11 protein-coding genes are annotated in these 14,008 nt (G+C 61.3%); 8 read left to right on the top strand and 3 right to left on the bottom strand.

Features of this window, described 5'->3' with window-relative positions; genetic code table 11:
- The first annotated feature begins 51 nt into the window (after window positions 1-51).
- From AC06FA_RS03610 to mobF, 8 genes are all read left to right on the top strand, one after another.
- Window positions 52-669 (top strand): hypothetical protein, encoded by a 618-nt coding sequence (locus AC06FA_RS03610; RefSeq protein ID WP_478067167.1) that lies wholly within the window; start codon window positions 52-54, stop codon window positions 667-669.
- On the top strand, window positions 666-2,315 hold the full coding sequence (locus AC06FA_RS03605) for a hypothetical protein (RefSeq protein WP_478067166.1): 1,650 nt from the start codon (window positions 666-668) through the stop codon (window positions 2,313-2,315). Before AC06FA_RS03610 ends, AC06FA_RS03605 begins: the two co-directional genes overlap by 4 nt.
- Window positions 2,316-2,405: 90 nt before the next feature.
- Complete coding sequence (locus AC06FA_RS03600) at window positions 2,406-3,596, top strand: hypothetical protein (RefSeq protein WP_478067165.1); 1,191 nt, start codon at window positions 2,406-2,408, stop codon at window positions 3,594-3,596.
- On the top strand, window positions 3,593-4,306 hold the full coding sequence (locus tag AC06FA_RS03595; protein ID WP_478067164.1) for a hypothetical protein: 714 nt from the start codon (window positions 3,593-3,595) through the stop codon (window positions 4,304-4,306). Before AC06FA_RS03600 ends, AC06FA_RS03595 begins: the two co-directional genes overlap by 4 nt.
- 239 nt (window positions 4,307-4,545) lie before the next feature.
- Window positions 4,546-4,668 (top strand): hypothetical protein, encoded by a 123-nt coding sequence (locus tag AC06FA_RS03590; protein ID WP_255313069.1) that lies wholly within the window; start codon window positions 4,546-4,548, stop codon window positions 4,666-4,668.
- A gap of 195 nt (window positions 4,669-4,863) precedes the next feature.
- On the top strand, window positions 4,864-5,883 hold the full coding sequence (locus tag AC06FA_RS03585; RefSeq protein WP_478067163.1) for an ankyrin repeat domain-containing protein: 1,020 nt from the start codon (window positions 4,864-4,866) through the stop codon (window positions 5,881-5,883).
- Complete coding sequence (locus AC06FA_RS03580; protein ID WP_478067162.1) at window positions 5,861-7,771, top strand: helicase HerA-like domain-containing protein; 1,911 nt, start codon at window positions 5,861-5,863, stop codon at window positions 7,769-7,771. Before AC06FA_RS03585 ends, AC06FA_RS03580 begins: the two co-directional genes overlap by 23 nt.
- A 62-nt stretch (window positions 7,772-7,833) precedes the next feature.
- A complete protein-coding gene (gene mobF, locus AC06FA_RS03575) occupies window positions 7,834-10,761 on the top strand; it encodes a MobF family relaxase (RefSeq protein ID WP_478067161.1) in 2,928 nt (975 codons plus the stop codon).
- Between the two features lie 43 nt (window positions 10,762-10,804).
- On the opposite strand, the gene AC06FA_RS03570 is transcribed toward mobF, so the two are convergent.
- The 3 genes from AC06FA_RS03570 to AC06FA_RS03560 all read right to left on the bottom strand — a co-directional run bounded on the left by AC06FA_RS03570 (window position 10,805) and on the right by AC06FA_RS03560 (window position 13,848).
- Window positions 10,805-11,287, bottom strand: coding sequence for a GIY-YIG nuclease family protein (locus AC06FA_RS03570; protein ID WP_478067160.1), 483 nt, complete (start codon window positions 11,285-11,287; stop codon window positions 10,805-10,807).
- A gap of 132 nt (window positions 11,288-11,419) precedes the next feature.
- Window positions 11,420-13,027 carry a YadA-like family protein gene (locus AC06FA_RS03565; RefSeq protein WP_197581684.1) on the bottom strand — a complete coding sequence of 536 codons (1,608 nt, stop codon included), beginning with the start codon at window positions 13,025-13,027 and terminating at the stop codon, window positions 11,420-11,422.
- A 65-nt stretch (window positions 13,028-13,092) separates the two neighbouring features.
- Complete coding sequence (locus AC06FA_RS03560) at window positions 13,093-13,848, bottom strand: M15 family metallopeptidase (protein ID WP_197581686.1); 756 nt, start codon at window positions 13,846-13,848, stop codon at window positions 13,093-13,095.
- Window positions 13,849-14,008: the final 160 nt, after the last annotated feature.

The following is a 14,008-nucleotide window of genomic DNA, read 5'->3' as shown; positions in this document are numbered from 1 at the left end:
AACAAGATGGTCGGTTACAAGTAAATGGTAGTTACATTCAAGGGAGGTTTTATGTTGGGTTGGTTCTTCTTGCCGTATCGCGGCGCCGGGGTTTCATTCACCTCTCGCTTCATGCGGTGGCATGGCGAGACGTTCTTGGGGCGTCCTGATGATCTGGGTTTAAAAAATGTCCCGCAGGCCGTCAAAGACAGTTACTACGATCTGGCCGAGGATCGTCCGATTGAGTTGCAGCAGCACAATCTGAAAGCGTGGTCCCTTGGGCAGCAGCACGCAGAGGAAGCCCGGCAGGCCAGTAAGGCCGAAATCCCGAAGGCAACCTTTTTGGCCGTAGTGGCCGTCAGCTTTGGTTGCGCCCTGATCGCGGTGCCGTTCTCCAACTGGGCTGAATCGCCGGTGGGGATGGCAGTTCAGTTGGTTGCCGGCGCTCTGGATCGCTTGAGTGGACAAGAAACCCGCCCCAAAAGGGCGGCGGCGTCCGCCGAGCCAAAAGCGAGCACGGCACCTGCTCAAAAGGCTGCGTTACCTTCTAAGAAGGAGGCCACTGCGGAGGAACTTGCCGCGCTTCGCGCTGAGTGCGAGGACAAATGGAAAAGGAACGACTATTCCAACAATGCGATTGTGCGGTGCCGCACGATTTGGAATGAGTTGGGCCAGGAGGAACTGAAATGAGATTGAATCTTTACAGCCTGTTGGATCTTGCCAACCAGCTCAAGCATCGGATCCTGCTGCGCGGAGCGCCTCAAGGGATCGTTGATGCCATGCGTCAAAAATCCTCGGCCAACTACAAGAACGTCCAAGGCCTGGTCAACGCGCACAATCGTGTCTCTAGCCGCCGGCTGGTGGTTCCAAAAGGTCGTGAGAAAAACGCCACGGATTTGGGAGCAGAATACGACGCCGTAAGCGGCTGCTACGTGGTTCCGGAGTCGATGGACGAGAAGGACGAGAAGTTCTCTGTCTTCTGGCCTTCGGCTCCATTGGATCTGCAGAATCAGGAGGGCCGCGCGGAGCTGACAAAAGACGGTCGACTGATCGAGAGCCGAGTGCTGCCCAGGGACAAGTTCCAAGGGGGAGATAGCACGGCGCTCTTCTTGATGTATGCGGCGCTTCCCATCCTCGGTGCGCTGATCTCAGCTCTCACCGCCATCCCTTACGTCGGTATCTTGGGGTGGTTGCTGCTTCCGGTCGTCGTCCCCTACGTGAGGGCCATTCAGAGAAGCGAGGGGACCGCGGATGCGCTGCGGGCGTTCTTCCTGACCTTTGCATTGCCGTTGGTGCTCATCAAAGGCCTGGGGACGGCAGCTTGGACCAGCGACACCGTGTTGAACGGTGCCATGACGGCACTGACCCTTTATCTCGTGGCCGGGTTCCTCTACTGCCTGATTGCTCCGGTGGAGCAAGATCAGGAAGCGTGGGGCGGAAGGCTGGCACGTCTGAAGGCCTTTGTCGTTTGGAGCAGTGTTGGCATGGTTGCGCTGCTGATCTCGACGCTCTTCCCTCCGGTGATCGGCGGCTTCGCCTGGTTCGTGATGGCCGGTGCATACGGGTTTGTCTACTACTCGCGGGACTACAAAGAGCGCACGTTGGCGCTTCAGTCCCAAAGCTCCCGGTTCAACCTTGGCAAGCAAGGGTTGATGGAGCGGGCGACGGCCGAAGCCTTGGAAAACCAAGTTCGGAAAGCCTTGGCTGACAAAACCCCATTCATTGCCTGGGGCACGGCGACGGGCCACCTGAAGAAGAAAGGGGCGAAGTTCTGCTACGACGCCGGTTCCCCGGCAGGCATCAGCGTCGATGACCTGTTCATGCACGCCATGATTTTGGCCGAAAGCGGCATGGGGAAATCGTCCTACATTCGGTGGCTGATGGCCGAAATCATGAAGTCGGGCTACCCCTGCGCATTCGCGGTGTTCTGCGGCAAGGGCGCGCTCGCTGGCGAGGTTCGCGGCATGTTGGATTACGTGGTGGAGACCGGCGTTCACTTGGGCATGATTGAAGGCCTGGATGCCCAAGGCGTGAAGGCTGCGCTGACCAACACTCGCATGGAAGACGACGAGACGGATATTTGGAAGGGGATGTCCGCGGACATCATCGACCACGCGACCGTCATCCTGGAAGCGCTCCACAACCATGAGAACAAGATGCGGGCGTTGGATGCCGCAGAGAAACTTGGCCTGGAGCTTGAGATCGAAGGATTGCTTCAGAAGCAAGATGCTGAGGTGGCCAATGGCGGGGATGGTGCTGATATCGATCTGGTGATCGCCGACCTGGAAGCAAAAATGGCCATTCGCCAGCAAGAGCTTTCCAAGGAGCGCGAGTGACAGTGGACGCTGGAGCGCCTGAACAAGGTTCTCATCGCCATCAACGACATTCGCACCACGCAGACCAGCAGCTTGCCCGGTGAAAGCTTGTTGGCGGCGGCCAACTTCCTCGGCGTGCAACCCATGCATCTGGGAAGCGATGAGGACTTTGCGGCCCGCAAGAAGGACTGGGACCTTCGGCTGGAAACGGCTCAAAAGACCATTCACCCGGACCTTCTCGTCGGCGGCTCATTGCTTCAGATGTCGTTTGAGTTCGTGCTCAAGAAGTGGCCGACCTACCCGGCAGAAACCCGCGGCAGTTTCATGGCCAACGTGGACCGTCGGATCAATCCTCTGATGCGCGGCAAGTATTTGGTGGACGAGAACGGCGTGCCCTGGCACAGCATTGAGCGAGGCGAAGTGGACGTGGGCCAGATGCTCAAGGGCACCTCCATGGGCGTGAACCTGCCCGACACGCGCCACGGCACTGCCGGCGTGTTGGTTCAGAACCTCATCTGCCAGCGTCTGAACAACGGCATCAAGCTGCGGAACGAAGTCAGTGAAGAAGAATGGCGCGGGCGCGGCGAGCTGCCGGTGATCTTGATCAAAGACGAGTGCCAGAACCTCATTGGGCGCGAGGACCAGATCATCCTGCCGATCTGCCGCTCAACGAAGATGGGCTGCATCTATGCCACTCAGAACGTGGACGGCATTCGGGTGAAGCTGCCTGGCGATGCGGCTGATCAGTTCTTGGGCAGCTTCCAGAACCTCGTTCTTCAGCGCACCACCCCGAAGAGCTACGACTATGCGGCCAGCCGCTATGGCGTTGAAGAAATGACTTCCTTCAAGCAGAAGGCCGTTGGCTTGGACTACTCCGGTGGGATCGAGATGGCGCTGGACAACTCGTTGTTCGACCCGAATCACCCCATGGCGGCTGGCATGAAGCAACTGCGCAGGGCGGGTGCTGGGCGCTTGGTGGCGACCCATATCGACCCCGTCACCAAGATGCGTTGGACCGGCCAGAAGCTCACGGGGGTTAACGCCGTGAAGGACATTGAGGTGCCGGCGTCCGGTCACCGCGAGGCCCAACCGTTGTTTTCGCAAGCCGAGTTCACCGGCCTGCTGAACCAGCAGGGGCGAGCCATTCTTTGGTTCAACCGGGCTGGCGTTCGTCGCGCCGACGTGTGCAACACCCCCTTCCTTCCACTTAGCCAAGTCGAGGAGGTGGTTGCGGCCATCAAGAAGGAGCGCGAGGCGCGCTCCAAAGACCTTCAATCCCCACAGCAGGAGACCAAGCAATGAACAATCCAATGAACAATCATCACGAGAAAGATCAACAGTTTCGCGCTCATATGGCATCGAGCAAGGAGCCCGTCGCAGAAAAATGGACGGAGTTGGACCGGAAGGCCCAAGAGCAAAAATCCGAAGTGGAGCGCATGCAGCGCTCCATGGAGCGACGTTTGGACCCGGAGCGGCTGGTGGCGCTGGAGGAGCGAGCAGCGGACTTGGCCAATCAGCGCCATGAAATGGAGGTGAGAGGGCGACCCAATCTCTTCCTGATCAAGCAGCGGGCGGCGTATGACAAGCAAATGGCGGAGCTGGAGGCTGGTCTCAAAGAGACCCGCAAAGACATTCGAACGTGGCTTCGGAAGTCGGATCCGGCGGAGATTGCGAAGCATCAAGAGCGGATGGCGAGCAAGCAAGAGGAGCTGGTGAAGACCATCGAGCAGCGCCAGGGAGTGAGCCAGATGCCCTCTGAGCGCGCCAAGGAAGAGCAGCAACGCGCGGGACAGGTGGAGATTCCCATGATGCGCCTGGACGAGTGGCGCAAGCAGCGCCAGCGTAGCGAAGACGTGCAGGTGGACTTTCCGAAATACGGCGCGGGCAAGTGGGGTGGAGCCACCTTTGCCGCAACGGCCTTGGCCGAGCAGAAGAAGATGCGCCTCTATGAGGAAGAGTTCGATTGGCAGAAGCAAGATCGCGAGCGCCAACCCAATGTGTTCCGCCAGTAAACACACCACACAAGGCCCTTCGGGGCCCTTTTTGTTAGGCACGTTCCCTTGTTTGTGAGTGGATCGATCTACCCATAAAAGCAAACGTCAAAAGCGGAGTGGGGGTTGATCATCTGGGGAAGAGAGAAAAAATGTTTGACTAAACATTAAAAGTGTCGATCAATCGAGATTTTTAGGGTTGCCAGTTTTATGGGATGTGGTTGACTGTAATCAGTCAAACACAACCGGGGGAGGCCCCTATGTATATTTTTGCCGATGCTTACGAGTTCGCCGTGGACAACGTGGGGAACCTGCTGATCACCTTGCTTTCGTTTTCGGTGGTGAGCTACGTGGCCGCCAACGTGGCAGGGTTGCTGGCATGATGGCCTGGTTGAGGGAGGATTTGGAGCAGATGGATCTGCACACCGTCTCGCTTTTCTTACAAACCGGGGTTTTGGTTGGCGCGGCTTTCATCATCAAGATCGCTTGCTGATTGCCAAAACCGAAAAAGACGGTATGCAAAGGGGATGGAACCCCAACATGACAACCCAGCAGGCAACCCAGGTGGGGGCGATTTCTTGAATCGTCCCCACGAGCCGTTGCTTCATCCCATTCTCCACCCCCTGACGCTGGCCCAGTTCTACGGGAAGCATCACGAGGCCGCCGCGGGCGCCGATGCGCGGGAAGTGTTGGACCTGGCCACGCGGTTTTGCCGAGAGGCCCAGGTTTTCGGGTTGGACACCCAGACCGACGCGGGCTTTGACTGGGTGATGACCCCCAGCCGTTTCTCCAACCGCATTTCCGTGGAGCTGGGGCAGCGCGGCCACGCCGCATTTCTTCAGGTCGATCCGGACCTGTCCGCTCACCCGCTCGACGCAGCCATCCATGCAGGCGTGCTGGGCCACAAGCCCCTGGCCGCCGCTTACGCCTTGCTCCAGGCCGAGCAGCGGGATGGGCTGTTGAGAGAACTGAGGGAATCCATCGACCAGGTCCAGTCGAACCGTTCCGCAGCGAAGCAGCTCCAGGCCCTCCGAGCCCTGCCTGAACTGCCGGTGCCGTCTCAGCCGCCTCTGGACATCGCCCAACTGCTCCGGCGGTTTGAGGTCCCCGATGCCCAAGCCCGGTTGGCGGCGGACCACGTCAAGGCAACCTATGGAGGAGCGCTGACCACGATGCATGGTAGCCAGGTGCTGGCAGCAGCCCATGCGCATGCCCCGCACTTGGGGCTATACGGAGCCCCTTGGCAGACGTGGCTTTGCGAGAACGCCACGATCGGGAACCTGAAGGGGGTGGAGGCCTGTTTGCGCATGCAGGCCGAGCCCAATGTGCCCGACGCCAACGGCGAGACGCCGCTACACCTCGCCGCGCGCCACGGCCACCCCGGCATCGTTCGTCGGTTGATTGAGGCCGGCGCGGACCCCGCCTTGGGGAACCCCCGCGGGGAAACTCCCCTACATGTGGCGGCCCAGCACAAACGCGCGCAGTGCTGCCTGGAGCTCATGGCTGCAGGCGCGGATCCTGGGCAGTTGGATCGTGAGGGGCGCAAGCCGGGCGACGCTCACCGGGAGAAGGCACTTGAGCAAGTCCACGGTCTATGACTGCTGGAGCTGGACGGTCCCGTCGAGCATCGAGCCGAGCCGCCCAGTTCGATATTGGCCCCAGGCGTTGCTCTCCGGTTCGGTCATCGCTGCCCTAACGTATTCAGCCGCGCTCTGGTTGGGCTGGCAGGTGCCCAGCAGTCACACCCTCATGAACTACAGCCAGGCACTGACTGGCAGCCTGGCAGCGCTGGGGAACCTTGCCACCGGCACCATCTCCTTCCGAGAGCCTGCCGCGGCGTTCTGGGAGGTGGCCAAGGAGCAAGCCACGTTTGGCACGTTGGCACGGGTCGGCGTCGCGGCGGGCTTGGCCGGGTGGGCGTCGGCTTGGGTGACGCGTCGGGGGTTAATCCCGCGCTCAAATACCTGGCATGTGTCCGGCGCTGAACTGCTGCAGGGGGAACGAGCCCTGGCCGAGGCCCGCCGACGCTCGCTGACGAAGAAGGAGCAGCGGGGCGAGCTGCATGCCTTGTCATTGCACACCGACTGGACCGTCAGCAAGAAGCTGCTGGCCCGTCACATGTTCATCTATGGAGCCGTGGGAATGGGCAAGTCAGTCATCTTGAAGCACCTGCTGGAACAGGTGATTCGGCTCGAAAAGAAGGCATTCGTTTATGACATTAAGGGGGACATGACGGCCATTTTTAAGTCCCCTGTCATCGTCTGCCCGTTCGACAAGCGAAGCTGGATCTGGGACGTGGGCCGTGACGTGGCGACGCAAACCCAAGCCGCCGCGTTCTCTCAATCCATCATCCCCCCGGAGGAGGGCAGCGGCGCATTCTGGGCGTCTGCGGCGCAAGCCTTGCTGGAAGGGTGCGTGCGCGAACTCCAGGCCACGAAGGGCAAGAACTGGGGGTGGGCAGAGTTGGCCGCGTTGGTTGCCCGCCCCGCTGAACCGATGGCTAAAGCACTGTCGCTCTACTACCCCCGAGCCGCCGCTCTCATTTCCAATCCCGATTCGAACACCACCAGCAGCTGTATCGCCGTGCTCGCCAACGGCACCGCGGTTATCGAGCGCCTAGCCTTGGCATGGCCCGAGCGCACGCCTGGGCAGATGTTCTCCATGCTGGACTGGATCAAGGACGACTACACGGGATGCAAGCAGGTCATTGTTCAATCAGGTCCTGATGAGGTGCTAACCAAGGCCTACATCTCCGCCATGATCAACTGCGCGGTGCCGGAAATCATCGGCCCCTCGCTGCCAGATGACGAAACCGGGCGATTCCTGGGGTTCTTCTTCGATGAGCTTACCTCCGCCGGCAAGCTCAACATCGAGCCGTTGCTGGCCTTGGGACGCTCAAAAGGCGTGGTGGCCTGCATGGCCGTGCAGGATTGGTCACAGGTCGAGAGGGTCTATGGGGACAAGACCGCGCAAGCCTTTTCAGGGTTGGTCGGCACACACATTATTTGCCATCTCCAAATCGGCGAGACCCGGGAAAAAGTCTCCCGGAACCTGGGCAAGCGCACCGTGGCGTGGCGCACGCATGATGACAAGGCGATCGTCCACGAGGAGTCGAAAGCCGTTGTTCCGCCGGGGCGGCTCACTGACGACTTGGGCCCACGCAATGGCAGCGCCTATGGCTCCGAGGGCTGGGGCATCCGAGCCATCGTCCAGACCACCGGGGATCCGCTTCTGCTCAACTGGCCAGGCGTGAGCTATCCCAAGGTTCGAGATGGGCAGGAGCGGGCGAGTTGGACAGAGGAGGGCGCTCGCCCGGTGGAGCGGAAACCCATGCCCCCGAGCGACGCGCACAGCGCAGCAGAGGTCCAGCGGGTATTGAAAATGACCGCAGACCAGGCCGCCGCGGAGCTGCAAAAACGCGGTGCCACGCCGCCGAAGCTCCGCGCCGTTTCAGACGACGAGCTGGAAGCCATCTTCCGCAAGTAGTGGGGTTGTGGAGTCGCTGGGTTTTGGTAGATCTGAAGGGATACCCATTCCTGGAGGACTCCATGTTCAACGTCACCGCATTGACCGCTCAAGGCACGGACAGCAAGTCCGGCGCGGCCGTGGTCGAGTATCTGATGCTCACCGAGTATTACCTCGACAAAGACGGGAACGCGCAGGACACCATGGCCTGGGGCGGCAAGATGGCCGCGCACCTCAATCTCTTGTCCACGGCGGTAACACGGGAGAGCATGAGCAAGCTGGCCGAAGGATTCGACCCCCAGACAGGGAGGGCGCTTTGCCAGAACGCAGGCCAGAAAGGCAAGGTGCGGCCAAAGGTGGACAAGAACGGGGATCCGGTCTTGGATGGCCAGGGCAAGCCCGAGGTTGTGGTGGTCGGTGGCCACCGGGTCGGCTACGACGTTACGGTGTCAGCGCCAAAAGACGTTGGGATTCTCTTTGCGATGGAAACGCCGGAGCGGCGCGATGCCGTGCTCAAGGCGCACCAAGCCGCCTCTGCAGAAGCGATGAACCGGCTGGAACAGATGGTTGAGACTCGACGGGGAAAGGGCGGCAAGGACGTGATCGGCGTTGATGGCTTGGTGTGGTCCAGCCACCAGCACTTCGCCGGGCGTGACCTCGATATGGATCTGCACACCCATCATTTGGTTTATGGGGTGGCGCTGGGTGCCGATGGCAAGGAATCGACGTTCGATGCCGTCGAAATCTATCGCCATGCCCGGGCCATGGATGAAATCTACAAGTTGGAGCTTTACAAGAACCTTCAGGGCTTGGGCTATCAGGTCGAGCACGTCCGGGAACTGGACGACGACGGAAAAGAGACCAACCGATCCTACGCACGCCTTGCGGGCATCGACCAGGACGTCATCGACCACTTCAGCAAGCGCCGGCAGGCCCTGCTCGAATACGCAGAACAGCATGGGGTCACGAATCAGCAGGCGAACAAGGCCACGCGGAAGCGCAAGGATGAACCCACTTACACGGAGCTTGTCGAGCACTGGCAGGAGGCATTGAAGGGCTTCGAGCTGACGCCAGAGACGTTGAAAGCAGCGCGGGGGAACCTGGACAAGGTGGAGCACAAGAGCGACGCCGAGCTGCTGGAGCTGCTCCACGAGAACGAAGCCGTGTTCAACGACATTGATCTGGTGCGGGTGCTGGGAATGGAATACGCCGGCAAGCTGGACGCTGCCGGACTCCATGCCCGCATTGAACAGTTCAAGCAAGACAACAGGCTGGTGTTGGTCAATGCCGAGCGCTTGGCAGACGAAGACCGGGGGCAGACACTGGCCCGCAAGCACACGGAAGACCGGTTCTGCGCGCCATGGATGTTGCAAGCGGAGCAAGCGGTGGTGGACATCGCCAACCGTCGATCCAATGAGACCCAGCACCACGCTTCGCAGGCCACGGTGGATCGCGTCATTGAGGACTACCAGAAAGCCAAGGGCTTCCAGCTCTCGCAAGAGCAGTTGGTGGCCGTGAACCACATCTGCCGGGGCAGTGGCGGGGTGGCAAACTTGAGCGGATTGGCCGGCACGGGCAAGACCACGATTTCCGAGCTCTACAAGGAAGCGCTGGAATCTGAGGGGATGGTGCTGCTGGGGGTGTGCGTTTCAAACAAAGCCGCCCAGAAGCTGGAGGCCGAGTCAGGGATGCCCTCAACCTCCATGGCACAGATGCTTCACGACCTGGCCGAAGGCAAGCGCGAACTCCAGCCCAACGACGTGCTGGTCATTGACGAAGCCGGCATGGTGGACACCCGCGACACCCGAGCCTTGTTGGCCTACGCAGAGAAAGCGAAATCCAAGGTCATCCTTCAAGGCGACGCCGAGCAACTGCAGCCCATCGGTGCGGGGTCAGGTTTTCAGCTCACCAAGCAAGCGGTGGGCGATGTGAAGTTGACCGAGATTCGCCGACAGGCGCGGCAGGAGGACCGCGAGACGGCGATGGGGTTCTACGCCAAAAACGAGAACGGTGAAGTGGTCGATCTGAAAAAGGGCACCCGCAGCCGGCGCGAAACCTTGGAGCTGGGCGACGAGCAGAAGGAGCGCCTGATGGATTCCATCGTGGAAGCCCACTCGCAGGAAAAATGCATCGAGCGCCTGGTGAACGACTACTTCAAGAATCCAGCGGCGCTGGACGACAAGCTCGTGCTGGCCCACAGCCGGGCCGAGGTCGGCGCTCTCAACGCAGGGATTCGAAAAGGCCTAAAAGAACGCGGCGAGATCGGCACGGATGAGGTGGTGGTGGAGGGGCGCGTCAATGGACGAAAGTTCGATCTGGCCTTGGTGGAGGGAGATCGGGTGATGTTCACGGCCAAGAGCAAGGACTTGGGTGTGGTCAATGGCACCCAGGCCACCATCCAATCCATCAAAGCGTCGCGCTCGGGCGGCTACGATATCGTCGGCACCTTGCGTTCGGAGAACCCAAAGGAGAATGGGCGCAAGGTGGTGTGGAACACGCACGAGCACAAGGCGGTGGTCCACGACTACGCGGTGACCGTCCACAAGAGCCAAGGGCAGGGCAAGCGCGAAGTGTTCCACCTTATGAACCTGGGGATGATGGACAACGCCAGTTCGCTGGTGGCCTTTACTCGCCTCACGAAAGGTCACTACAGGCTTTACGGCACTTACGATGACGTCGAGCAGCTCAACACCCGCTTGGGCTTGGAGCGACTGAAAGCGACCGTGCTCGACGCGGGACTGAAAGACGATCCGCAACGGCCGGTTGTCCAGCCCCCTGGGGCAGCTGCACGCCCCACCACTCAACGCCCAGCCGCTCAGCGAACGCGCATCCAAGGCAAGCTCGACGCGCTGCTGAAGGAGCACGCGGAACGCCCAAAACCGCACATGAGCGAGGGCGAACGCAAGGCCCGTTGGCTGCTGGAAGTGCTGGAGCCGTTGCGGCGGGCGCGCCAAGCCTCTCCCAAGCTGCCGGCGCAGTCCCCGACACACAGGCAGGGCTTCTCGTTGTGAGCAGCAGGCAGGGCGGCCCGCGGCTCCCGCCGGGGCCTTTGCTTTACAGGGTGGCCATGACCACGGCCTGCAGCACTATCACCGCCACGCCGAAAAGGAAGGGGTAGAGGAATAGCCATTTGAAGAACCCCCAAGCCAGGGACGACGGAGCCCCCGCCGAGCGGCGCGGAACCGCCTCGGGCCACGCATACCCCGCAGCCAAGGACTCCATGTAACCCGTGGTGCGGCGACGCGGGGCGCGGATAAGAATGCCCGGTGGCTTGCTGTAGATCCGCCAGCCATGCTGAAAGGCCTTGTAGCGCCACGCGTATTCGTGAGCCTCGGCATCGGCCTGGGTGCCCGTCATGCTCGGCAGCGGGACGAACGAAAATCGGCGCCCCTGCCAGCCCCCACGAGCACTGCGGTGCTGCTGCTCGCGTTGCTTTAAATCGACGGTCTGCCCCACGTAGCAGCACCCGTTGTCAAAGAACAACCCGTAGAGATGGCGTGGGCGGGGCAGGTATTTCTGATTGCGTTTCCAGTTCAAGGGTCCTCCATCGATGGGTATACCTACATACTCATAAAAGAAAGAACCGATTCGTCAAGCCATGGCACGAACAAGGGCCCCAAAGGGCCCTTGCCGAGATACGACCACCTCCTTTTCCCGCCACGCAATCGTTTAGCGCCCCAAGTTGATGCTCAGCCCGAACCCGGCCACTGGCTTGTTGCCAGAGCCGAAGGACAGGCCCGCCGAGACGCTGACCTTTTCAGACACCCGAGCACCCCAGCCCACGGCCATTGCGGCACTGCCCCCCGAGAATCCCACGCCCACATTCAGGTTCACTTGGCCAACGGCCGTGCCCCCGTTCTGGGCCGCAGCGGTGGCCATCTGGCTCATCGCGCCGAGTTGTGCGCCCAAGCCGTTGATGCGGCGATCCTGATGCCGCAGGCGGCGGTCCGTATCTATCCAACGGTCATCCCACACCTGCTGCATTTCGTAGACCTGCCCACCGTTCACGGCATCCGTGGAGCCGCGCTCGATGCGCCCCGGAGCCACGCTGGTTACGCGCTGGTTGCCCGCGTTGACGCCCGCAGTCGTCACCGAAGCGCCGCCCTGAACCGTCACGCCGTGGGCGTTGACCGTGGTCTGGCCGACCTGGACCGAGCCCGCGTCAGACAGTTGAACGTTGTCGCTGACCGCCACGGTTTGGGTGCCATCCGCGCTCTCGGTGACTTCGATGTTCTTGCCCGCCTTTACAGTCGAGCCCGCGCCGGTCCCGGCGGTTCCATCCACCCCATCGGTGCCGGCAGGCCCTTGGACCCCTGGCTCCCCTTTCAGGCTTGCCAGCCAATCTTGTTCATTCCCTTGGAAGCCGTTGGCCAAGGCCACCTCGTAAGCGCTCAACCCATCCGCGCCGCGCGGGCCTGGCGTGCCCGAGCCGCTGCCTGGGTTTTGCTCAAGCGAAGTCACGCGTCCGTCCAGATCGTCCAATGCGGCTCCCACGGTTTGATGCGTGGCACCGCTGCGGAACTGATAGATGGGCGCGACAAAGTTGCCGTTGACGAACGTGGCACCGCCGCCCAGCGCTTGGGCCGCCTGACGGACCTGTCCGAGGTTTGCGACGTCGGTGTCTGAGGTGCCGGCTCGAACGTTCGTGATTCGGCGGGTGCTCTGGCCCCCGTCCTCATACGTGGATCCCACGCTGACTTCGTCACTGGCCCAGCAGCGGCTATGTGAGCCCAGGGCAACGCAGTCTTGCCCGCGTGCTTCAGCCCCAACGCCTAACGCAAGTGACTGAAATGCATCGGCAACGGCAGAGGTGCCTATGGCGATGGCATGGTCAGCGTTTGCCTCTGCCAAGGTGCCTTGAGCAATCGATGCATTGCCCCGCGAACGGCTGAAATAGCCAAAGGACATGGAAAGATCCCCACTGGCTTGCGCCTGCACCCCTTGAGCCAACGATTTAACACCGGTAGCCGCAGATTGCGCTCCCAAGGCCATGGCCGCTTCGCCCCCGGCGTAGCTCAGCGTGCCTACCGCAACGGCGTTGTCTGCGGAGGCGTTGGCTTGAACGCCCGTGGCGATGGCCCCGTTCCCGGAGGCATTGGCATAGGCCCCCGTTGCAGTGGCATTCGGGGCTGAGGCTTGGGCGTATTCCCCGGTCGCCGTCGAGTTGGGTTCCGAAGCCGTGGCCCCGGTTCCCGTGGCGGTTTGAGCAAACGATGGGGAGGCAAACAACGAGGCCCCCATCAAAGCCGTTAAGATCGAAATGCGAAGCGAAGACATGGAAACCCTCCCGAGTATGGATTGATACTTCATCCATAGCAGGCGATTTCATTTCCGCAAGTCGATCAGGTGATCTTTTTCAAGGTGTTAGGGAAAGTTGCAAAACAAACCCGCGCCGGGAGCGTCCAGTTCCAGGCCATCCGGTTTTCATTGCCCCAAGCCAAGCACGCCGTTTCCATTCCCGCAGGGCACCAAGCCGGCGCCAGCGCCCGGGCCAGCACTTCCGAAGAGGGCTCCCCGGTCACCGAAGGAAACGCGCCCGGTTTGCGCCCCTGGCGGTAGGCCCATTTGGCCTGGCCACACTCTTGCTTGAGCTCCACGTGGGGATAGTCTCTCGGGCTGGTCCACCGGCCGCCCCAGTTCAGCCCCACGATCTCCGCTAGCTCTCCAAAGCGTTGATAGCCGGCCATTACATGGGCATCGTCCAGGTTCCAGCTGGGCTCCCCGTTGACGAACACGGCGGCATCCAAGGCCAGGCCGAAGTTGTGGCAGCTGGAGAACGCCCCAACGCTGGTCACGCCAGATCCGGAGGCAAGCAGGGCCGCTTGGCGCTCGGGGGAGCGGTAGCCTTCCACGGGCCGCACATCAAACCCTTCCGCGGCCAGTTGGGCTTGGACGGCTTCGACCTTTTCCCGCAGCGCTGGGGAAACCCCTTTCCACGCCCTTTCGCTTTTCGGGTGGAAGAATCGGTAAATGGCGCCGTGCGGCTTCGGGGTTTGGAAAACCCAGGGGCTGCTGGGCTTGGGTTTGGGTTGAACGGTCGAACAACCGGCCAAAGCCAGACAGGCCAGAACGGCGGCGATGGTAAAGCGGGGCTGCATGCTTTCCTCCCAGAAAGATCAATAGATGCTTTCAGGGGTAGTAGATTTTCGGGAAAGCGCAAGCGGGCTAAAACAAAAAGCCCCCGAACGACCGGGGGAGGAGACCTGCAGCTCGGGGGCTTAGTGGGGCAGGGAAAAGGAGTAAGAAACCCTGCCCCGT

The sequence above is a fragment of the Stenotrophomonas sp. Steno-C17 genome (genome assembly GCF_056393165.1).
The sequence above is the reverse complement of the archived record's forward strand: the minus strand, read 5'-3'. Positions and strand labels throughout refer to the sequence as shown.